The organism is Mesorhizobium sp. W067 (assembly GCF_054719525.1).
On record NZ_JBTTII010000001.1, the window covers coordinates 166,665 to 187,132 of the forward strand.

The 20,468-nt window shown below is 64.0% G+C and carries 13 protein-coding genes; 4 read left to right on the forward strand and 9 right to left on the reverse strand.

The features are described 5' to 3' along the window. The first annotated feature begins 80 nt into the window (after positions 1-80). From ACYG97_RS00725 to ACYG97_RS00740, 4 genes are all read left to right on the forward strand, one after another. Positions 81-686: a TetR family transcriptional regulator gene (locus ACYG97_RS00725; RefSeq protein ID WP_023732178.1), complete on the forward strand. Its 606-nt coding sequence runs from the start codon at positions 81-83 to the stop codon at positions 684-686. A 58-nt stretch (positions 687-744) separates the two neighbouring features. Continuing rightward, complete coding sequence (locus tag ACYG97_RS00730; protein ID WP_023732177.1) at positions 745-1,884, forward strand: efflux RND transporter periplasmic adaptor subunit; 1,140 nt, start codon at positions 745-747, stop codon at positions 1,882-1,884. 248 nt (positions 1,885-2,132) lie between these two features. After that, positions 2,133-5,270, forward strand: a complete 3,138-nt coding sequence (locus ACYG97_RS00735; protein WP_023732176.1) for an efflux RND transporter permease subunit — start codon at positions 2,133-2,135, stop codon at positions 5,268-5,270. Between the two features lie 275 nt (positions 5,271-5,545). Beyond that, a complete protein-coding gene (locus ACYG97_RS00740; protein WP_023732175.1) occupies positions 5,546-6,901 on the forward strand; it encodes an LLM class flavin-dependent oxidoreductase in 1,356 nt (451 codons plus the stop codon). Positions 6,902-6,963: 62 nt separating this feature from the next. Here ACYG97_RS00740 and ACYG97_RS00745 read toward each other — a convergent pair whose 3' ends face one another. The 9 genes from ACYG97_RS00745 to ACYG97_RS00785 form a co-directional block, all read right to left on the reverse strand. Next, on the reverse strand, positions 6,964-8,673 hold the full coding sequence (locus tag ACYG97_RS00745; protein WP_023684441.1) for an APC family permease: 1,710 nt from the start codon (positions 8,671-8,673) through the stop codon (positions 6,964-6,966). A 307-nt stretch (positions 8,674-8,980) separates the two neighbouring features. Further along, entirely contained in the window at positions 8,981-11,350 is a 2,370-nt protein-coding gene (locus tag ACYG97_RS00750; protein ID WP_023732174.1) for a DUF1989 domain-containing protein, read from the reverse strand. A 352-nt stretch (positions 11,351-11,702) separates the two neighbouring features. Then, positions 11,703-12,335 (reverse strand): sarcosine oxidase subunit gamma family protein, encoded by a 633-nt coding sequence (locus ACYG97_RS00755; RefSeq protein ID WP_084023662.1) that lies wholly within the window; start codon positions 12,333-12,335, stop codon positions 11,703-11,705. Continuing rightward, complete coding sequence (locus tag ACYG97_RS00760; RefSeq protein ID WP_031253312.1) at positions 12,313-15,306, reverse strand: sarcosine oxidase subunit alpha; 2,994 nt, start codon at positions 15,304-15,306, stop codon at positions 12,313-12,315. The genes ACYG97_RS00755 and ACYG97_RS00760 overlap by 23 nt, the downstream gene beginning before the upstream one ends. Positions 15,307-15,487: 181 nt before the next feature. Next, complete coding sequence (locus ACYG97_RS00765; protein WP_023732171.1) at positions 15,488-15,763, reverse strand: sarcosine oxidase subunit delta; 276 nt, start codon at positions 15,761-15,763, stop codon at positions 15,488-15,490. 10 nt (positions 15,764-15,773) lie between these two features. Further along, positions 15,774-17,027 (reverse strand): sarcosine oxidase subunit beta family protein, encoded by a 1,254-nt coding sequence (locus ACYG97_RS00770; RefSeq protein WP_023732170.1) that lies wholly within the window; start codon positions 17,025-17,027, stop codon positions 15,774-15,776. A 36-nt stretch (positions 17,028-17,063) separates the two neighbouring features. Beyond that, positions 17,064-18,371, reverse strand: coding sequence for a type III glutamate--ammonia ligase (gene glnT / locus ACYG97_RS00775; RefSeq protein WP_023696631.1), 1,308 nt, complete (start codon positions 18,369-18,371; stop codon positions 17,064-17,066). 30 nt (positions 18,372-18,401) lie between these two features. Further along, a complete protein-coding gene (locus tag ACYG97_RS00780) occupies positions 18,402-19,730 on the reverse strand; it encodes an FMN-binding glutamate synthase family protein (protein ID WP_023668552.1) in 1,329 nt (442 codons plus the stop codon). 6 nt (positions 19,731-19,736) lie between these two features. After that, positions 19,737-20,465, reverse strand: coding sequence for a GltB/FmdC/FwdC-like GXGXG domain-containing protein (locus ACYG97_RS00785; protein ID WP_023732169.1), 729 nt, complete (start codon positions 20,463-20,465; stop codon positions 19,737-19,739). Between the last annotated feature and the right edge of the window lie 3 nt (positions 20,466-20,468).

Below are 20,468 nucleotides of genomic sequence, written 5' to 3' on the forward strand. Positions count from 1 at the left end.
AATTCGCATTGACACTTCCCTCTTTTCGATTTACGACTGACGAAAGTTGAAATTCGTCACTCATTAATCGACAGAGAGCCATGTCCGAAGCCGCCAGCGTAATGGCCGACGCCACCCGCCAGGAGAATGTCACCCGCATTCTCGACTGTGCCGAACGCCTGTTCCGGCACTATGGTTACGGCAAGACCAATGTCGCCGACATCGCCCGCGAACTCGGCATGTCGCCGGCCAACATCTACCGTTTCTTCGCCTCCAAGGTCGAAATCCACCAGGCCGTCTGCGGCCGCATGCTCCTCGCCAGCTACAACATGGCCTACGAGATTTCCCGGTTGCCGATCAGCGCCGAGGAGCGGCTGCGCCGCTACGTGCATGCGCAGTACAAGATGACGCTGGAAGTCATGCTCGACGACCAGAAGGTCCACGAAATGGTCATCGTCGCGCTCGAGCGCGACTGGGGCGTCATCGACAAGCATATCGACAGCATTCACGACCTGTTTGCCGAGGTGATCCGCGATGGCATCGAGGCCGGCGAGTTCAGGGACCAGGATCCGGTCATCGCATCGCGCTGCTTCGGCGCCGCCACCGTTATTCTGTGTCACCCCCAAATGGTGGCGCAATGCCTTGCCAAGACCAATCGGGCGATGCCCGACGATCTCATCGATTACGCGATCAAGGCTCTGAAGTAATAGCCGCCGCCCGCCGGGCGCCGGTGTCGACCGTTCATCTCCAGTCGGGAGCACGAAAGTGTCTTTGTCCAGTTCCATCATCCGCAAGCTGCCGGTCGCCGGCCTGATCGTCGCCACGCTCGGGCTCGCCGCCTGCAGCCAGGAGAAGACCGAGGGCCAGGACATCATCCGTCCGGTCAAGGTGGTCGAGATCGGCCAGGCCGAAAAGAGTCGCAAAATCACCTATTCCGGCTCGGTGCGAGCCCGCACCGAAATGAACCTCGGCTTTCGCATCTCGGGCAAGGTCACTGAGCGTCTGGTCGACATCGGCCAGCATGTGACGACAGGCGATGTGCTAGCCCGTATCGATCCCACGGACTATGAGTTGTCGGTCAAGAGCGCCAAGGCCAGCCTCGACGCCGCCGAGCGGCAGGTCGAGACGGTCGATCTGTCCCGCAAGCGCGCCGAGCAGCTTTTTGCCAAGAACTTCACCTCCAAGTCGCAGCTCGAACAGGCGACGCTGAGCTACAACCAGGCGGTAGCGACGCGCGATGCCGCCCGCTCTACCCTTGCCCAGGCGCAGAACCAGGTCGTCTACACCGATCTCAAGGCGAGCGAGAACGGCATCGTCACGGCGGTCTCGGCCGATGTCGGCCAGGTGGTCGGCGCCGGAACGCCTGTGATGACTGTTGCCGTTGACGGCGAAAAGGAAGTGCTGATCGCGGTTCCCGAAATGGACATCGCCGCCTTCAAGCCGGGAAAGGACGTCAAGGCCAGCTTCTGGTCCGATGACGCGCTGGCGCTCTCCGGCAAAGTGCGTGAAGTCGCCGGCAGCGCCGACCAGCAGTCGCGCACCTTTGCCGTCCGCGTATCGCTGCCCGACGACCCGCGCGTGCTGCTCGGCATGACCGCCAACATCGAGGCCTCGGTGGCCAAGAAGCAGGAGATGGTGTCGATCCCGCTTAGCGCGCTTGCGGAAAAGGATGGTCGCAAGATTGTCTGGACCGTCGACCGCGCCGGCGAGACGGTGCACGAGCGCCTGGTCAAGGTTGCGGAGTTCACCGCCGACGGCGTCAGCGTCGCCGACGGGCTCAAGCCGGGGGATGTCGTCGTTGCCGCCGGCACCCAGTTCATGACCGAGAATCTCAAAGTCAAGCTGACCGGCGATGCGGTCCAGGCCGCCTCTGCGGAAGGCGATGCCGCAAAGGCCCTGCGCTGACCGCAGGCATGAAGCCGGCTTGATCGTCGCTTCGGCGAAAGGGCTGGGCAAGCGAATTCAGGGTTTCCGGGCGGCGAGCGCCCGATGGTCGAGACGCCAAGATCGAGTTCCCCCGCATCGATCCGCGCGTCCCACCGCGATGAGTGTCTCTCCGCTCGGAAAGCCTCGCCGCCCGGAAGCCAGCATCGGAATATCCTAGCTGCATGCAAAGCGCATGCGCGCACGATCAACGAATTGGATTGACGCCGATGACCACCACCGACAGCACTGAAAAGCAGCCTTTCAATCTTTCGCGCTGGGCCATCGGCCATCCCTCGATCGCGCGCTTCCTGTTCGGTCTGATCATCATTGCCGGCGCGCTCGGCCTGATGCGCATGGGCCAGAAGGAAGACCCCGATTTCACTTTCCGCGTCATGGTCGTCCAGGCGATCTGGCCGGGCTCCTCGATCCAGGAGATGGAAGACCAGGTCGTCAACAAGATCGAGCGCAAGCTGCAGGAAACGCCGCACCTCGACTTCGTCCGTTCCTACACCCGCGCCGGCAGCGCCATCATCACCGTCCAGATCAAGGGCGACACCAATGCAGAGGAGGTGAAGGACGCCTTCTACCAGGTGCGCAAGAAGGTTGGCGACATCTCCGGCGACCTGCCGCAAGGCCTGCTCGGGCCCTATTTCAACGACGAGTTCGGCGACACCTTCATCACCCTGCACTCGATCGGCGGCGACGGCTACAGCTATCCGGAGCTGAAGAAATTCGCCACCCAGGCTCGCGACATGCTGCTGACGACGCCGGGCGTCGAGAAGGCCGTCATCATCGGCGACCAGCCGGAGAAGCTTTATATCGACGTCTCGTCCAAGGCCCTGGCCGAACGCGGCCTGACGCTGACCGACCTGCAGAACGCCATCAAGGGCCAGAACAATGTCGATCCGGCGGGCTCCGTCGACACCGGCCTGCGCTCGGTGCGCATCTCGGTCGAGGGCGATGTCACCAGGGCTGCCGACATCAGGGAATTGCGCCTGCGCGCCGGTGGTCAGGTGACACGTCTTGGCGATATTGCCACCGTGAGTTCCGGTCTCGAAGATCCCTATCAGCGCAAGTACCGCTTCAACGGCCACGAAAGCGTCCAGGTCGGCGTCGTCATGGCCAAGGGTTTCAACGTCAGGGACGTCGGCACGGATGTCGAGGCGACCTACAAGCGCTTCGAGGAAGCGCTGCCCTACGGCGTTGCGGTTGACCAGATCTCCAACCAGCCCGAGGTTGTCAAGGACGCCGTCAACGAGTTCATGGAGGCGCTCGGCGAGGCGCTGCTGATCGTGCTTGCTGTCTCGCTGCTGTCGATCGGCTGGCGTTCCGGCCTGGTCATCGCCATTGCCATTCCGCTGGTGCTGGCCGCCACCTTCGCCATCATGTACGAGCTCGGCATCGATCTGCAGCGCATTTCGCTCGGCGCCCTGATCATCGCGCTCGGGCTGTTGGTCGACGACGCCATGATCGTCGTCGAGATGATGGAGCGCAAGCTGGAGGAGGGGCGGGTCAAGATCGAGGCGGCGAGCTTCGCCTATTCCTCGACCGCCTTCCCGATGCTGAGCGGCACGCTGATCACCATAGCCGGCTTCATCCCGGTCGGCTTCGCCGCCTCGACCGCAGGCGAATATGTGCGCACGCTGTTCTATGTGGTCGGCATCGCGCTGGTCGTGTCGTGGTTCGTCGCCGTCTATTTCACGCCGTGGCTGGGCTACATGATCCTCAAGCAGCGCAAACACGCCGGCAACCATCATGACGCCTTCGACACCGGCTTCTACCGGCGGCTGCGCGCCACGGTCGGCTGGGCGGTGCGCCACCGCATCATCGTTCTGGTGATGACGCTGGTCACCTTCGCCACCAGCCTGTGGGCGTTCCAGTTCATCCCACAAAACTTCTTCCCGCAATCCTCGCGGCCGGAAATCCTCGTCGATCTCTGGTTGCCTGAGGGAACCTCGATCAAGGAGGTCGAGACGCAGGCCAAAGCGCTGGAAGCCCGGATGATGGACGACAAGGACAAGCGCTTCATCGCCACCTATATCGGCGAAGGCGCGCCGCGCTTCTTCCTGCCGCTCGACCAGCAATTGCGCAATCCGAACTATGCGCAGCTTCTGGTGATGGCCAATGACGAGCCGGCACGTGAGCGGCTGATCCTCAAGCTGCGCTCAGTCCTGGCGCAGGATTTCCCTTCGATCCGCTCCAAGGTCGACCGTCTGTTCCTCGGCCCGCCGACCGGCTGGCCGGTGCAGATGCGCATCATGGGTCCGGACCGCCAGGAGGTGCGCCGCATCGCCGACCAGGTGAAGGCGAAATTCGCCGAAAATCCGCTGCTCGGCGCCGTCCATGACGACTGGCTGGAGCCGGTACCGGCGATGAAGCTGATCATCGACCAGGACCGCGCCCGTGCTCTTGGCGTCACCTCGCAGCGCATCCGCCAGATGCTGCAGGCAGCGATGTCCGGCGCGCCGCTCGATGACTTCCGTGATGGCGAGGAGACGGTTTCCATCGTCGCCCGCGAACCGGACGCCAGCCGCAGCCTGCTGTCCTCGGTCGACTCGGTCTATATCCCGACCGATTTCGGCGGCTTCGTGCCGCTGTCGCAGGTGGCCAAGGTGGTGCCGGTGCTCGAGCAGGGCGTCGAATGGCGGCGCGACCGCCTGCCGACCATCTCGGTGCGCGCCACGCTGCCGGATGGCGTGCAGTCGAACGACGTCGTCACCAAGCTCTACAATGACATGCAGGGCATGCGCGCCGGCCTGGCGCCCGGCTACAAGATCGAGATCCAGGGCGGTGCGGAAGATTCCGCCGAAAGCCAGGCCTCGATTGCCGCCAAGGCGCCGATCATGCTGGCCGTCATCGTCGTGCTCCTGATGATCCAGCTGCAGCATTTCGGCAAGGCGATGCTCGTGCTGGCCACCGGTCCGCTCGGCATCATCGGTGCGGCGGCGGCTCTGTTGATCAGCGGCGCGCCGTTCGGCTTCGTCGCCATCCTCGGTGTCATCGCGCTGCTCGGAATCATCATGCGCAACTCGATCATCCTGGTCGACCAGATCGATCAGGACATCGCCAGGGGAATGGACCGATCGGAGGCCATCATCGGCTCGGCCGTGCGCCGTTTCCGGCCGATCGTGCTGACGGCGATGACGGCGGTGCTGGCGCTGATCCCGATCTCGCGTGCGGTGTTCTGGGGACCGCTCGCCTACGCCATGATGGGCGGCATCCTCGTCGCCACCGTACTCACCATCCTGGTGCTGCCGGCAGGCTACGCGCTGTTCTTCGGCCGCGAGCCGAAGCAAGGCAAGAAGCCAGCTGATGAGGCGGTGCAGGACAATGACAGGCCGCCACTTGCCCTGGCCGCCGAGTAGGCGCTGCTGGGGCACAGGATCTTCCTTGGAAAATGCTGGAACGCCGTACGCTTGACGTGCGGCGTTCTGGCTTTCTCCTTGCCGGTGGCACCGAGCGCCCAGGCAAGTATCTCAACACCAGGCGGGTTCATCAAAATAGGTTGAACGGCCACCTGTATGAAAATGCTTCGCGGCGCCGGTTTTGCAAAACAGAATTCCTTTCCAGGACGGCAAAGCCGTCCGATCCTGCTTACATGTCGGAGCGGCAACGCTCGTTCGCATCAGGTGATCATCCCATGGTAGACAATAAGCAATTGCGGCTCGGCGCCTTCATGCGTCCGGTCAGTCTTCACACCGGGGCCTGGCGCTATCCCGGCTCATATCCCGATGCCAACTTCAACTTCGCCCATCTGAAGCGCTTCGCGCAGACGCTTGAGGCGGCGAAGTTCGACGCCTTCTTCATGGCCGACCATCTGGCCGTTCTCAACATGCCGATCGAGGCGCTACGGCGCAGCCACACGGTGACCTCGTTCGAGCCGTTCACGCTGCTGTCGGCGCTCGCCGCCGTCACCGATCATATCGGCCTTGTCGCCACCGCATCGACGACCTTCGACGCGCCCTATCACATTGCCCGTCGCTTCGCCTCGCTCGACCATATCAGCGGCGGCCGCGCCGGCTGGAACATCGTCACCACATCCAATCCCGACGCCGCGCTGAACTTCGGCCTCGACGAGCATGTCGAGCACGACGACCGCTATCACAATGCGCGGGAATTCTACGATGTGGTGACCGGCCTCTGGGACAGCTTTGCCGACGACGCCTTCATCCGCGACGCCGAGAGCGGGCTCTATTTCGATCCCGCGAAGCTGCATGTGCTCGACCATAAGGGTGAGCATCTCTCGGTGCGCGGCCCGCTCAACATTGCGCGGCCGGTGCAGGGCTGGCCGGTCATCGTCCAGGCCGGCGCATCTGAGGCCGGGCGGCAGCTGGCAGCCGAAACGGCGGAGGTGATCTTCGCCGCCCATTCCGATCTGGCGTCCGGGCAGCGCTTCTTTGCCGATGTCAAAAGCCGGGCCGAGAAGCTCGGCCGTTCGCGCGACGACATCAAGATCCTGCCCGGCGCCTTCGTCATCGTCGGCGACAGTGTCGAGGAAGCACAGGCCAAACGCGCCAAGCTCGACAGCCTGGTCTATTACGAGAGCGGCATTGCCTCGCTGTCGATCGCGCTGGGGCACGACGCATCCGGCTTCGATCCCGAGGCGCCCCTGCCCGAAATCCCCGAGACCAATGCCTCGAAGAGCGGCCGCGAGCGCGTCATCGAGCTGGCGCGCCGGGAGACTTTGACCGTCCGCCAGCTGGCGCAGCGGCTCGGCGGCTATTCCGGCCTTGCTTTCGTCGGCACGCCGAAAACCATCGCCGATTCGATGGAGGAATGGCTGTTTGCCGAAGGGTCAGACGGCTTCAACGTCATGTTCCCCTATCTGCCAGCCGGGCTCGACGACTTCGCCGAGAAGGTGGTGCCCGAGCTGCAGCGGCGAAAGCTCTTCCGGCGCGAGTATGAGGGCACCACCTTGCGCGAGAATCTCGGCCTGAAGCGTCCGCCGAACCGGTTCTTCAAAGGCTCCGAAGGGGCCATTCGCAAGGCCGGCTGACGTCCTGCCATAAAAAGAAACAGGCGCGCCGAAGCGCGCCCATTCTTTTCAAGCCATTACTTTCAGATGACGAAGTACCAGTTGGCGAGCAGCATCACCACCACGCCGGCGACCAGCGTCAGGTAGGGCAGCATGCCTGCCTTTTTGACCGAGAGGTCTGCGCCCGCCATGCCGAGGTCGGCCAGCATGTGGTCGGGGAACTTGCCCTTGTCTTGGACGTAGTGCCGGTAGCAGAACACCGGGATGATCAAGGCGGCTGTGATCAGGCCGGCCCAGAGCGCCATCGGGTTCCACACCTTGGCGCCGGCGCCCATGAAGATGGCGTTTACATAGGCGAAGATGGCGCCGAGGCCGAGCAGCCAGCTCGGCGCCTTCCAAGGCCGGTTGATGTGGCCGTTGTCGATGCGGTGGATCCAGCCGGCATTGAGGTTGAGGAAGTTGAAGATGATGTAGCCGCAGTTCGACACGGCGAGGATGAAGAAGAAGCTCGTCGCGTCGGCCGAGGCGATGGCCAGCACGATCAGGTTGAAGACGAGATCGGTCCACATGGCGCGCGTCGGCGCGCCATGCTCGTTGACGTGGCTGAGATAGCGCGGCAGCCAGCCATCGACCGAGCCCTGGTAGAGCGTGCGCGACGAGCCGGCCATTGCCGTCATGATGCACAGCACCAGCGCCAGGATCATCAGCATCACCAAGAGGCTGTGGATCAATGCGCCACCCCCGACCATGCCGGCCAGTGCATCGGCGACACCCGAGCCGTCGACGATCGGCGTCGCCAGCATGCCGTTGAGGCCCAGCACGCCCTGGAAGGTGAAGGGCACCAGGATGAACAGAAGCATGCAGAGCAGGCCGGAATAGAAAATCGCCTTGAACGTGTCGGTGCCCGGGTTCTTGAACTCCGATGTGTAGCAGACGGCGGTCTCAAAACCATAGGTCGACCATGCGGCGATGAACATGCCGCCCAGCACCAGCGTCCAGCCGGCAATGTTCCACGAGCCGGGCTCCGGCGCGTAAGCCGCCGCCAGCGGCACCAGCGGCGAAAAGTTCGCCCAGTTGATCTGGCCGGTGACGATCGGCACGACACCGACGATCAGCATCGGGATGATGACCAGGAGGCCGATATACTTCTGCACATTGGCGGTGCCGAGAATGCCGCGATGCTGGATCGAGAAGATGATCAGCATCAGCACCGCGCCGATGAAGAAAGTGGCATTGAGGGTGAAGGAGACAGGACCTAGCGTGTGGCTGAACAGCGTCCAGTTGCGGATCGCCGGCGTGGCCGCCGCGGTCACCGCGGCGATGGCGTCGGCAGGCACCGTTCCGGCATGCGCCGCGATATAGGCGACGACGTCCGGCGACGCCTCGGTGAACAGCGGCACCGGCGCCAGCGCGTTGAGAATATAGGCGGCGGCGATCGAGCAGCCCAGCGACAGCACCGGCGACCAGGCGAACCAGTTGCACCACACCGACAGCGGCGCGATGAACTTGGAATAACGCAGCCAGGCGGTGGCGCCGTATATCGAGGCGCCGCCCGACTTGTTCGGGAACAGGCCGGCGATCTCGGCATAGGTGAAGGATTGCAGGAAGCCCATGATCATGGAAGCGATCCAGATCCCGAATGCCAGCGTTCCGGTCGTGCCGGCAATGCCGCCGATCGAAAACAGGACAAGGGCAGGAACGCCGCTCGCCACCCAGAAGGCGCCGCGCCAGTCGATGTTGCGGAGCAGCTTGCCTTCAGCGGGCTGCTCCAGGGCAGTGGTAATCGTGCTCATCTGTCTGAATTCCCCATTTTTGTGTTCCCGGCCGGTGATGCCTCAGCTTCGCGAAGCTTGTTCCCCGGTACATGACCGCACGACTCCTGTGTTTCCACTCAGTCGTATTTTTTTCTTAACAGTGAAGATTGATCCGGCGCGCTTTCACGTCAAGTGATTTGTGGCGTCGTGCACATCACGGTTGCGAAACGCTCGCTTTGTCCTTCTCCCCTTGTGGGGTGAGAAGCGGTCCGCGGTAGCGGACGGAAAGCCAATTGCTTTCGAGCTTCGAACGCCCTGAGCCTGCGAAGGGCCGGGGGTGCAACCCTCAGGATCGCGGCCTGGTCTTTTGCGGATCGTAGTGAGCGAAGGCCACCACCCGCGCCGGCAGCCGCTTGGCATGACCGTCGAGCTTGCCGATCTCCACCTCTGTGCCGGTGGCCGCATGGGTGACGTCAAGCCTCGCCAGGGCGATGTTCTTGTCCAGCACCGGCGAGCGCATGCCCGAGGTGACGACACCGATCTGGGCGCGGCCGACATGCACGCAATCGCCATGGCCGACCGCGACATTGCTGTCGATGTCGAGGCCGACGAGCTTGTGCTGCGGATGTTCCTTGCGCCTTATCAGCGCCTCGCGGCCTATGAAATCGTCGGTCTTGGTCTTCAACGGCACGGTGAAACCAATGCCCGCCTCGAACGGGTCGGTCTGGTCGGAGAATTCGTAACCGGCGAAGATCAGCCCGGCTTCGATGCGCACCATGTCGAGTGCCTGCAGGCCCATCGGCTTCAGCCCGTGCGGCTGGCCGGCCTCCCAGATGGCATCGAACACTTTTTCGGCGTCGCGTGGGTGGCACCAGATTTCGTAGCCGAGCTCGCCGGTATAACCGGTGCGCGACACCACGACCGGAATGCCATTGCCGCCGCCGATGCGCGCGACAGCGAAGCGGAACCATTCGAGTTCGTCGATCGACGGTTGCAGCGGCGAGGTCCAGACCACCTCTCGCAAAATGTCACGGCTCTTCGGCCCTTGGACAGCGACATTGTGCATCTGGTCGGTGGACGAGCGCACCAGCACTTTGAGGCCGAGTTTTCTGGCGGTGTCGCGCAGCCATTCGCCGGACAGGTCATCGCCGCCGACCCAGCGGAAATTGTCCTTGCCGAGCCGCAGCAGCGTGCCGTCGTCGATCATGCCGCCATGCTCGTAGCACATGGCGGAATAGACGACCTGGCCGACGCCGAGCTTCTTGACGTCGCGGGTCAACGTGTATTGCAGCAGCGCTTCGGAATCGGGACCGGTGACCTCGAACTTGCGCAGCGGCGACAGGTCCATGATCACCGCGTCCTGCCGGCAGGCCCAGTACTCGGCGATCGGCCCCTCTTTGGCGAAAGAATTGGCCAGCCAATAACCCCGGTATTCCACGAAGTTGCGGGTGTGCTTGGCGAAGCTGGAATGGAAGGCGGTCTCGCGGGTCATTTTCGGTTCCGAATCGGGCGTCATGCGTCTGGCGATCGCTCGCGAGAATTTGTGCTGGCCGGAATAGGTTCGCACATGGATGTCGGTCGGGTTCCAGCCATTGGCCGGTGTCGTGTCGTCGGGACAGGCGGAGGAGACGCAGACAACGTCGGTGAGCGCCCTGAGCAGCACATAGTCACCCGCCCGCGACCACGGCTCGTCCGACACCATCACGCCATGGGCGTCGATCGCCGTGTTGAAGAAGAAGTTGATCGCCATCCAGCCGGCACGGGGCGTCACACCCTTGTCGGCCAACGCGCGATTGAAATTCTCCGAGCAGTTGGTGTGGCCGGGATAGCCGATGTCGTCATAATATTTGGCCGCACACGCGAGCGCGAAGGCGTCATGCCGGCCGCACGTGTCCTGGATAACCTCGACCAATGGCTCCATGTCCTGGTCGTAATATTTCGAGTGAAGGCCGGGCATCGGGTAGCTCGACCCCATCAGCGTGCGCGTGGTCGTAACGTCGAGCGGATGGTCCAGCCCCTTGTCCAGCTTGCGCGCCGAGAAGCACTGGAAATCGGTGCACTGGCGGCCGTCGACATCGATGATCTGCAGGTAGTCGCCGGCCTTGACGAAGTAGGATTCGGCTGTCGCCGAATGGACGCGCAGATCGAGCACCAGATCGGCAAGCGGATCGGCCAGCTGCGACTTTGTCTTCAGGCGCACGGTGGCGCGGCGCACCATGACGGTGAGCGGCGTTGCCGTATAATGGCCGTCGACGAGCATCGGCCCGCCGGGTGCGGCAATCAGCATCGCGCCGTCGCGCGTGACCGTGAATGCCTGCTCGGTGCCGGCAGGCGTTGCGCCGCCGAACACACGCACCGCCTTGGGCTCGTCGAGCTGCACCTGGCGGCGCTCAAGGCCACGACGGACGGAAGCCAGGCTGTCATCGCCCTCGGCCAGAAGCGCCTTGATCCCGGCGGCATTGCTGTTGGACTTTTCGCCGAGGATGGAAGGATCGGTGGCGCCGGTCCTGCCCCAGGCCAGCAACTCGCAAGCCTGCCCGCCCTCGACATTGCGCACGGTGAACGTATCGCCGGCCTCGACCTCGATCAGCACCGCGCCATTGCCCTGGATCGTATACCGCTCCATGCCCGGCGGCAGCGCGATCTGTCCGGGCCTCACGACGAGGCTCGGCCGCGGCGGCCCAGCTGTCACTGAAGGGTAGGGCGACTGGCTCATCTCAGCCTTGCGGTTAGAGAAACATGTTTGCCTGTGTGTAAAATTATTTTAGCAGCAAGAATAGCAGCGCGGTTGGGTTTGGCAAGGTGGAGGTGGCGTTCTCGACGCGGTCGCTGCAGGTTAGACCCTTCCAATCAAACCCATCTTCCGAACGCCAGCGCCGCCCCTCATCTGGCTGCCCATCTTCTCCTCGTAAACGGGGCGAAGGATGCTGTCGTCGCCGGTTTCGCCAATCGCCAGCGTTGCAGGACGAGCGCCGAGGCTGCGACCAGCTTCTTTCTCCCCGTCACTATACGGGGAGAAATGCCCGGCAGGGGAATGAGGGGCGGCGCCAACATCTGAAACTATCGAGCTAAAGCTCCTCGGAATGCCCGATAGCCACACCATACTCCGCAGCCGAATCCAACATCGTGTGCCACAGACTTTCGGCAAACGTCGCAAACACCAGGAGGTTGAACACCGCCTGCCCATCCGCCTTGTCACCACCACGCCAGAGCGTGACGCTGGTGTGATCCATCGAGGTCGCGGCAGCAGCGCCAACCGGAAACGCATCGGGATGCAAATCAATCGACGACAGTTTCGCCAGCATGGCGCGCGCCTTGAGGCCGCAGATGCTGATCAGCACGCGTGCATGCGATTGGTCGGATAGCGAAGCGGAAGATGCAAAGGTCTGAGCGAGCACCTCAGTCCTGCCACCCTTCGACAGGACAAAAAACTGATCCGGTCCCGACCAGATCGGCGTCGCATCAGCGGTGCCAATTGCCTTCGGCGTTTCCGGAGCCGCGACGCCGAAACGAGCGTTCGCGGCCTCGGCCAAATCACCCGCCTTGCCGCGCCGTGCCATCACCTGGACGAGGTCGAAATTGCGGATCTCGGTCAGCGACACACCGGCATCGCCTTGCGGGCCGCAAGCGCCAGGAGCGAGCGCGCGCTCGAGCGGGCTGCGAACATCCCAGAAAAAGTCAGCCACGCTGGCGCCCTCCATCGGGATCGTAGAAGACGGGATTGCAGAGTTCGACATCGTAGTCTTCACCGCGCAGCGGATCATGCGCGTGGACGATCTCGCCGATGCGTTCGCGGCCGCGCTCGACAAGGCCGAGACCGATCCACTGGTCGAGCGTCGGCGAGAAGCAGACCGAGGTGACGTAGCCCTGGTCGTTATCAGGCCCGGGCGTCTGGCCCTTCGGGATGATGTGCGCGCCGGAGCGCAGGCGGCGCGCCTTGTCGACCGGCTTGATGCCGACCACGACCTGCCGGTCCGGCGCCACCAGCGCCTCGCGGCCGGCCATGACGCGACCGATGAAATCCTTCTTGGTCGACATCATCTTGCCGAGACCGAGATCGGCGGCGGTCGTCGTGCCGCTCAGTTCCGGTCCGGCGACATGGCCCTTTTCAACGCGCATGACGCCGAGGGCTTCTGTGCCATACGGCGTCACGCCGAACGGTTTTCCCGCCAGCATCAAATTGCGTGCCATCGCTTCACCGTAACGCGCCGGCACCGAAATCTCGAACGCCATCTCGCCGGAGAAGGAGATGCGGAACAGCCGCGCCTTGATGCCGCCGCGCAAAGCGACTTCGCGCACGCCCATGAATGGAAAACCTTCGTTCGAAAGGTCCTCGGCAGGGTCGACGATTTCCTTCAACAGGTCTCGCGTCCTTGGCCCGGCAATCGAGAATTGCGCCCACTGGTCGGAGACCGAGGTCAGTTGCACGTCGAGTTCGGGGAATAGCACCTGCCGGCAGAATTCGAGATGCTGCATCACCAGCCCGGCCTTCGCCGTGGTCGTGGTGAGGAAATAATGGTCATCGGCCAGCCGCGAGGTCGTGCCGTCATCATAGACGAGGCCGTCCTCGCGCAGCATCAGCCCGTAGCGGGCTTTTCCCACGGCAAGGTTTGAGAAGGTGTTGATGTAGACGCGGTCGAGGAAGGCGCCGGCATCGGGGCCGTGCACATCGATCTTGCCCAGCGTCGACACATCGCAGAAGCCGACGCCGCCGCGCACCGCCTTGACCTCGCGGGTGACCGATTCCAGCCAGTCTTTCTCGCCGGCGCGCGGATACCATTGCGCGCGCTTCCACAGGCCGGTGTCGACAAAGATCGCGCCCTGTTCGGCCGCCCAGTGATGCGACGGCGTCAGCCGCGTCGCATGGAAATTTTCGTCGCGATGGTGGCCGGCAAAGGCGCCGATGGCGACCGGCACGTAGGGCGGGCGATAGATGGTCGTGCCCGTCTCGGGAATGGATTTGCCCGACACCGCCGCCATGATGGCGAGGCCGGCGACATTGGACGTCTTGCCCTGGTCGGTCGCCATGCCGAGCGTGGTGTAGCGCTTCAGATGCTCGACCGATTCAAAACCCTCGCGCTGCGCCAGCTCGATGTCGGACGCGGTGACGTCATGCTGCTGGTCTACAAAGGCCTTGCCTTTGCCGGCGACGTGCCAGAGCGGGGTCAGTGAGAAGGACTCGTCGCCGGCAACAGCTGCAGAGCCCGGATTGCCATTGCGTCCCGCGTCCCGCGCCGCTGCGGCGCCGGCCTCGAAACCTGCGCGCAGGCAGGCGCCTAGCCCGAAGTCGCCGTTAGCCGCACCTGCGGCGACCATACCGGGCGGCGCGCCGTCCGGCACGAAGGCGGCGATGTCGTCTCGCCATTTCGGCCGGCCGCGATGGTAAGAGGTGAGCCCGACCGCCGGATTCCAGCCGCCGGAAACGGCAAGCCCGTCGGCCTCGACCTCGGCGCGCGCGCCGCCGGTCAGCGACACCGCTATTTTTCTTACGCCGTCCTTGCCGCCGTCGACGCCGCTGACCGAACCATGCAGCACGGTGAAGCCGTTCCTGGAAGCGAGAGAACGATGGGCAGGCGAGACGTCAGGCCGCGCGTCGATCACCGCCGCGATCTGCAGCCCGGCGCCGAGTGCCGTCTCGACCGTGCGCCAGCCATCCTCATTGTTGGTGAACAGCGCGATCCGCTTTGCCGGCGTCGCCGCATAACGTGTGACGTAGGTGCGGATGGCGGACGCCATCATCACGCCGGGCGTGTCATTGCCGGCAAAGACGATGGGACGCTCAATCGCGCCGGCGGCGACGACGCAGCGCTTGGCCACGATGCGCCACAGGCGCTGGCGCACCTGATGCTCGGGCGGCACCGGCAGATGATCGTTGACCCGCTCGATCGCGCCATAGGTACCGCCGTCATAGACGCCGAACAGGGTCGTGCGGGTCATGATGCGGACATCCGGCATCGAGCTGAGCTCGGCCAGTGTGCGCGACAGCCACTCCGCGGCCGGCAGACCGTCGATCGTGCCGCCATCCGACAACAGACGGCCGCCGGGCGCAAAATCTTCTTCGCACAGGATGACGCGCGCACCGCTGCGGCCTGCAGCGAGTGCGGCGGCGAGACCGGCCGGACCGGAGCCGGCGATCACCACATCGCAATGCGCCCAGGCCTTGTCGTAGTGATCCGGATCGGGGGTGACCGCCGCGCGACCCAGACCCGCGGCGCGTCGGATCGCCGGCTCGTAGACCATTTCCCAGAATTTTGCCGGCCACATGAAGGTTTTGTAGTAGAAGCCGGCGACGAAGATCGGTGCGAACAGCTGGTTCACCGACATCACATCGTGGCGCAGCGACGGCCAGCGGTTCTGGCTGGCCGCTTCGAGGCCTTCATAGAGTTCGGCCGTCGTGGCCTTGGTGTTGGCCTCGCGCCGTGCGCCGGTGCGCAGTTCGACCAGCGCGTTGGGTTCTTCCGAGCCCGCAGTCAGAATGCCGCGCGGACGATGGTATTTGAACGAGCGGCCGACCAGCTTGACGCCATTGGCGACCAGCGCCGACGCCAGCGTGTCGCCCTGGAAGCCGGAAAATGTCGTGCCGTCGAAGCGGAAGGTGAGGGGGGTGGAACGGTCGATGAGACCGCCGGATGAGAGACGATGAGAGGTCACGATGTCCAGCCTCTGATCCATATGGTGTCATGGCGAAGGATGGCGCCGCCCCTTACCCTCCCCCTTGTGGGGAGGGTCGCTGCGCAGCAGCGGGGTGGGGGTGCGGCACCGACCCCCACCCGGACCTGCGGTCCGACCTCCCCACAAGGGGGAGGTAGGGGGCTGGCGCTTTTCGCGACGGCTACGATTTCGACAGGATAGCTCATTTCGCCACCTGCCTCGCCCCGGCGCCCGCCGCCGGCTCCACCGCCGAGATCTCGTGCGTCAGCGTGTTGCGGGTGACCTTCAGCCAGGCCCGGCAGCCACCGCCGTGATACCAGTTCTCTGCCATCACGCCGGCGATGTTGTCGCGCAGATAGACATAGTCGTAGACGGCATCTTCGCCGGCATCCGCCGCCGGCCGTACAGGCTTGGCGTCGCCGAGATAGCTGAACTCGCCGAGTTCGCGTTCGCCGCAGAAGGGACAGACAATACGCATCTCGCCAGCCTCAGTGCAGGTTCGGTTGGGCGCCCTGGCCCTTTTCGTCGATCATGGCGCCAGTCCGGAAGCGGTCGAGGCGGAAACGAGCCGCCTCCTTGTGCGTTTCGTCACGCGCCAGCAGATGGGCAAAGACCAAGCCCGACCCCGGCGTCGCCTTGAAGCCGCCATAGCACCAGCCGGCATTGAGATAGAGTCCGTCGACCGGCGTCTTGTCGATGATCGGCGAGCCGTCCATCGACATGTCCATGATGCCGCCCCATTGGCGCAACAGCCGCACGCGACCGATCATCGGGATCAGCGCCATGCCGCCCTCGCAGACATCCTCCATGACAGGCAGATTGCCGCGCTGGGCATAGGAATTGTAGCCGTCGATGTCGCCGCCGAAGACCAGCCCGCCCTTGTCCGACTGGCTGACATAGAAATGGCCGGCGCCGAAGGTCATGACGCCGGGAATGAGCGGCTTGATCGCCTCCGAGACGAAGGCTTGCAGCACATGGCTTTCGATCGGGAGGCGCAGGCCAGCCATTGCGGCGACGCGCGAGGAGGAACCCGCAACCGCCATGCCGACCTTGCCGGCGCCGATCTTGCCGCGCGAGGTCTCGACACCGGCCACCTTGCCGTTGCCATCCCGGACAAAGCCGGTGACCTCGCAGTTCTGGATAATGTCGACGCCGAGTTCGCTCGCCGCATGGGCATAGCCCCAGACCACCGCGTCGTGGCGCGCCGTACCGCCGCGGCGCTGCAGGAGGCCGCCCTGCACGGGAAAGCGCGCATGGTCGAAATTCAGGAACGGCAGCATCTTCTTCAGCGCCGCCTGGTCGAGCAGTTCGGCATCTATGCCATTGATGCGCATGGTGTTGCCGCGCCGCGCATAAGCGTCGCGCTGCGCATCGGAATGATAGAGGTTGAGGACGCCGCGCTGGCTGACCATGGCGTTATAGTTGAGGTCCTGCTCCATCCGCTCCCAAAGCTTCATCGAAAGCTCGTAGAAGCCGGTATTGCCGGGCAGGCCGTAATTGGAACGGATGATGGTGGTGTTGCGGCCGGCATTGCCGGAGCCGATCCAGCCCTTTTCCAGCACGGCGACGTTTCTGATGCCGAACTCGCAGGCGAGGAACCAGGCGGTGGCGAGCCCATGGCCGCCGCCGCCGATGATCACCACATCGTAGTGGTCCTTGGGCGGCGCATCGCGCCAGGTGCGCTGCCAATTCTTGTGGCCGGAAAGGGCAGCACGGGCGAGCGAGAAGATCGAATATTTCATCAGGTCATTCCGAGGTCGCTCGCACAGCTGGGACGATTATATGTCCAGCGTGTGGTCGCGCTCCCATTGCGTGAAGTGCGAAGCATAGGAATTCCATTCCTGGTGCTTCAGCTTTAGATAAGCCGACGAGAATTCCTCACCCAGCGCCGCCTTGAGCGATTTGTCCTTGTCGTATTCGCGAAGCGCGTCGAGCAGATTGAGCGGCAGCTTCGGCGCGCCTTTCACCGTGTGGCCGTTCTGGTACATGTCGATGTCGTAGCGCTTGCCGGGATCGGCCTTGGAGCGGATGCCGTCGAGACCGGCGGCAATGATGACGGCCTGCAGCAGATAAGGGTTTGCGGCGCCGTCCGGCAACCGCAGCTCGAAGCGGCCGGGGCCGGGCACGCGCACCATGTGGGTGCGGTTGTTTCCGGTCCAGGTCACCGTGTTCGGAGCCCAGGTGGCGCCCGAAATGGTGCGCGGCGCGTTGATGCGTTTGTAGGAGTTCACCGTCGGGTTGGTGATGGCGGCCAGCGCCGAGGCATGTTTCATGATGCCGCCAAGGAAATTCTTGCCCTTAGCCGACAGGCCGAGCTCCATCGCATTGTCGGCAAAGACGTTGACCTTGCCGGCCTTGTCCCACACCGAAATATGGGCGTGGCAGCCATTGCCGGTCAGGCCCTGGAAGGGCTTAGGCATGAAGGTCGCGCGCAGGCCGTGCTTTTCCGCCACCGACTTGACCATGAACTTGAAGAACGAGTGCTTGTCGGCGGTCGCCAGCACATCGTCGAAGGCCCAGTTCATCTCGAACTGGCCGTTGGCGTCCTCATGGTCGTTCTGGTAGGGGCTCCAGCCCAGCGCCAGCATATGATCGCAGATCTCGGCGATGACATCGTAGCGGCGCATCACCGCTTGCTGGTCGTAGCAGGGTTTTGAAGCCGTGTCGTATTTGTCGGAGATGACGCTGCCGTCCGGCGAGATCAGGAAGAACTCAGCCTCGACGCCGGTCTTGACATGCATACCGTCAGTGGCGGCTTCCGCAATCAGCCGGCGCAGCGTGTTGCGTGGCGCCTGCTCGACTTCCTTGTCGTCCATGATGCAGTTGGCGGCGACCCAGGCGACATCGCGCTTCCACGGCAGCTGGATCACCGAATCCGGATCCGGCACCGCCAGCATATCAGGATGCGCCGGCGTCAGGTCGAGCCAAGTGGCGAAACCGGCGAAGCCGGCGCCGTCCTTCTGCATGTCGGCGATCGCCTGCGCCGGCACCAGCTTGGCGCGCTGGCCGCCGAACAGGTCGGTGTAGGAAATCATGAAATATTTGACGCCGTTCTCTTTGGCGAATGCGGCGAGATCGTTCCCCATTATAGTTCCTCGCTTATTTTGATGTGTTTTTTAGAAGCCGTTTTTCCCCGGTATCCAGTTGGTGCCGGCCAGCGGCACGCCGGCCATGGCGGCGGCTTCGATGGTGAGGGCTACGAGATCCTCGGGCTCGAGATTGTGCAGGCTGTTCTTGCCGCAGGCACGCGCAATGGTCTGCGCCTCCAGTGTCATCACCTTGAGGTAGTTCGCCAGACGCCGTCCCGCGGCGACCGGATCAACCCGCTTCATCAGTTCGGGGTCCTGCGTGGTGATGCCCGCGGGGTCGCGGCCCTCGTGCCAGTCGTCATAGGCCCCGGCGGTGGTGCCGAGCGCATTGTACTCCGCTTCCCAGCGCGGATCATTGTCGCCGAGTGCGACCAGCGCTGCCGTGCCGATCGACACCGCGTCCACGCCGAGCGCCAGCGCCTTGGCGACGTCGGCGCCATTGCGGATGCCGCCCGACACGATCAGCTGCACCTTGCGGTGCATGCCGAGATCCTGCAGCGCCTGCACCGCCGGCCTGATGCAGGCAAGCGTCGGCTGGCCGACATTTTCGATGAATACTTCCTGGGTGGCCGCCGTGCCGCCCTGCATGCCGTCGACGACGACGACATCGGCGCCGGCCTTCACCGCAAGTGCAGTGTCATAATAGGGGCGGGCGCCACCGACCTTGACGTAGATCGGCTTTTCCCAGTCGGTGATCTCGCGTAGTTCGAGGATCTTGATCTCGAGATCGTCCGGCCCGGTCCAGTCGGGATGGCGCGAGGCCGAACGCTGGTCGATGCCTTTCGGCAGCGTGCGCATTTCGGCAACGCGATCGGAGATTTTCTGGCCAAGCAGCATGCCGCCACCGCCCGGCTTGGCGCCCTGGCCAACGACCACTTCGATGGCGTCGGCGCGGCGCAAATCCCTGGGGTTCATGCCGTAGCGCGACGGCAGGTACTGGTAGACCAGTTGCTTGGAATGGCCGCGCTCTTCCTCGGTCATGCCGCCGTCGCCGGTGGTGGTCGACGTGCCTGAGAGTGTGGCGCCACGGCCGAGCGCTTCCTTGGCCGGGCCGGACAGCGACCCGAAGCTCATGCCGGCAACGGTGATCGGGATTTTCAGCTCGATCGGCTTCTTGGCATAGCGCGAGCCCAGCACCACCGACGTGTCGCAGCGCTCGCGATAGCCTTCCAGTGGATAGCGCGAGATCGAGGCGCCGAGGAACAAGAGGTCGTCGAAATGCGGCAGCTTGCGCTTGGCCCCGGCGCCCCTGATGTCATAGATGCCGGTCGCAGCCGCACGGCGGATTTCGGAGAGTGTGTAGTCGTCGAAGGTCGCGGATTTGCGCGGCGTCGTCGGCGGGTTCTTGTAGGTCATGCTGCCTCAATACGCGTCGGCGTTGTCGATATTGAAATTATAGAGCGTGCGCGCCGAGCCGTAGCGCTTGAATTCCGACGGCTTGACGCCGGTGACGCCGGCGCGGTCGAGCAGTCCCTGCAGCAGTTCGATATGCTCGGGCCGCATCTCCTTGGCGATGCAGTCGGCGCCCAGGCTTTCGACGTTGCCGCGCACGAACAGCCGCGCTTCGTAGATGGAATCGCCAAGTGCGTCGCCGGCATCGCCCAGCACCACCAGATTGCCGGACTGCGCCATGAAGGCCGACATGTGGCCGATATTGCCGTGCACGACGATGTCGATGCCCTTCATCGAGATGCCGCAGCGCGACGAGGCGTTGCCCTCGATGACGAGCAGCCCGCCCTTGCCGGTGGCGCCGGCATACTGGCTGGCGTCGCCCTTGATGACGATCGAGCCCGACATCATGTTTTCGCCGACGCCAGGTCCGGCCGAGCCGTGCACGGTGATGGCAGCGCCGTCATTCATCCCGGCGCAGTAGTAGCCGACGCTGCCGCGCACATCGATGCTGACAGGCTGGTCGACGCCGACCGCAACCGAATGGCTGCCCTTCGGGTGCAGCACTTCCCACGCCGTTTCGTTGGAGCCGGGCGTCAGATTGTGAAGCGCCTGGTTGAGCTCGCGCAGCGACGACACATCAAGATCGAAGACCCGGGACGCCTGGTCTTGCGCCGCCTTCGAAAGTTTGGTTGCCGGCATGGG

Excerpts from the sequence above, each read along its gene's own strand:
- ACYG97_RS00750 (WP_023732174.1), bottom strand. The coding sequence starts at position 11,350 with ATGAGCCAGTCGCCCTACCCTTCAGTGACAGCTGGGCCGCCGCGGCCG.
- ACYG97_RS00770 (WP_023732170.1), bottom strand. The coding sequence starts at position 17,027 with ATGAAATATTCGATCTTCTCGCTCGCCCGTGCTGCCCTTTCCGGCCAC.
- ACYG97_RS00785 (WP_023732169.1), bottom strand. The coding sequence starts at position 20,465 with ATGCCGGCAACCAAACTTTCGAAGGCGGCGCAAGACCAGGCGTCCCGG.
- glnT (WP_023696631.1), bottom strand. The coding sequence starts at position 18,371 with ATGGGGAACGATCTCGCCGCATTCGCCAAAGAGAACGGCGTCAAATAT.
- ACYG97_RS00760 (WP_031253312.1), bottom strand. The coding sequence starts at position 15,306 with ATGGATCAGAGGCTGGACATCGTGACCTCTCATCGTCTCTCATCCGGC.
- ACYG97_RS00745 (WP_023684441.1), bottom strand. The coding sequence starts at position 8,673 with ATGAGCACGATTACCACTGCCCTGGAGCAGCCCGCTGAAGGCAAGCTG.
- ACYG97_RS00755 (WP_084023662.1), bottom strand. The coding sequence starts at position 12,335 with ATGGAGGGCGCCAGCGTGGCTGACTTTTTCTGGGATGTTCGCAGCCCG.
- ACYG97_RS00740 (WP_023732175.1), top strand. The coding sequence starts at position 5,546 with ATGGTAGACAATAAGCAATTGCGGCTCGGCGCCTTCATGCGTCCGGTC.
- ACYG97_RS00765 (WP_023732171.1), bottom strand. The coding sequence starts at position 15,763 with ATGCGTATTGTCTGTCCCTTCTGCGGCGAACGCGAACTCGGCGAGTTC.
- ACYG97_RS00780 (WP_023668552.1), bottom strand. The coding sequence starts at position 19,730 with ATGACCTACAAGAACCCGCCGACGACGCCGCGCAAATCCGCGACCTTC.
- ACYG97_RS00725 (WP_023732178.1), top strand. The coding sequence starts at position 81 with ATGTCCGAAGCCGCCAGCGTAATGGCCGACGCCACCCGCCAGGAGAAT.
- ACYG97_RS00735 (WP_023732176.1), top strand. The coding sequence starts at position 2,133 with ATGACCACCACCGACAGCACTGAAAAGCAGCCTTTCAATCTTTCGCGC.